We start from the raw sequence: 1,418 nt of genomic DNA, 5'->3' as shown, positions 1-1,418 counted from the left end.
CCATTCGTGCAGGTCGGAACTTACCCGACAAGGAATTTCGCTACCTTAGGACCGTTATAGTTACGGCCGCCGTTTACTGGGGCTTCAATTCAATGCTTCTCCGAAGATAACATCTCCTCTTAACCTTCCAGCACCGGGCAGGTGTCAGGCCTTATACATCATCTTTCGATTTAGCAAAGCCATGTGTTTTTGATAAACAGTCGCCTGGGCCATTTCTCTGCGCCCTACTCAGTTAAGAGCAGGGACCCTTTCTCCCGAAGTTACAGGGTTAATTTGCCTAGTTCCTTAGCCATGAATCACTCGAGCGCCTTAGTATACTCAACCCAACTACGTGTGTCCGTTTACGGTACGAGCTGCCATACTCGCTTTTCTCGGTAGAATCTGCTTACCTTCGCTTCGGCCGTAGCCTAAGCTCAGCGGGCTATTCCGTCAGCCCCCAGGCACCTCGATCCCACGTCACTTTTATTGTATGACAGGTGCAGGAATATTAACCTGCTTTCCATCCACTACCCCTTTCGGGTTCGCGTTAGGTCCCGACTAACCCTGATCCGATTAGCGTTGATCAGGAAACCTTGGTCTTTCGGCGAACGGGTTTCTCACCCGTTTTATCGTTACTTATGCCTACATTTGCTTTTCCAAACACTCCACAATACCTCACGATAATGCTTCTGCGCTGTTTGGAATGCTCCCCTACCACTGTTAATAAATTAACAATCCATAGCTTCGGTGATATGCTTATGCCCGATTATTATCCATGCACGGCCGCTCGACTAGTGAGCTGTTACGCACTCTTTAAATGAATGGCTGCTTCCAAGCCAACATCCTAGCTGTCTCTGCAGCCATACCGCGTTTGCTTCAACTTAGCATATACTTGGGGACCTTAGCTGATGGTCCGGGTTCTTTCCCTTTCGGACATGGACCTTAGCACCCATGCCCTCACTCCTATAAAACATTTTGCAGCATTCGGAGTTTGTCAGGAGTTGATAGGCGATGAAGCCCTCGCGTCCTATCAGTAGCTCTACCTCTGCAAAACTATTATAAGGCTGCACCTAAATGCATTTCGGGGAGTACGAGCTATTTCCCAGTTTGATTAGCCTTTCACCCCTACCCACAGTTCATCCAAAAACTTTTCAACGTTTACTGGTTCGGTCCTCCACTGTGTGTTACCACAGCTTCAACCTGACCATGGGTAGATCACAAGGTTTCGCGTCTATCCCTACCAACTCTGGCGCCCTGTTAAGACTCGCTTTCGCTTCGGCTCCGTGCTTATTACGCACTTAACCTCGCTGGTAAGGAATAACTCGTAGGCTCATTATGCAAAAGGCACGCCGTCACCAAATAAATTGGCTCCGACCGCTTGTAGGCGCACGGTTTCAGGTACTATTTCACTCCCCTGTTCGGGGTGCTTTTCACCTTTC

Annotated in this window: 1 rRNA gene; it reads right to left on the bottom strand. The window is 48.9% G+C overall.

Annotated features, from left to right (window positions below):
* A 23S ribosomal RNA gene (locus CJ255_RS21975) occupies positions 1-1,418 on the bottom strand; the annotation flags it as partial.

This window comes from Candidatus Viridilinea mediisalina (genome assembly GCF_002532535.1).
GTDB classification, from domain to species: Bacteria; Chloroflexota; Chloroflexia; order Chloroflexales; family Chloroflexaceae; genus Viridilinea; species Viridilinea mediisalina.
Note: the sequence above shows the minus strand (reverse complement) of the source record. Positions and strands in the feature narration are given on the sequence as shown.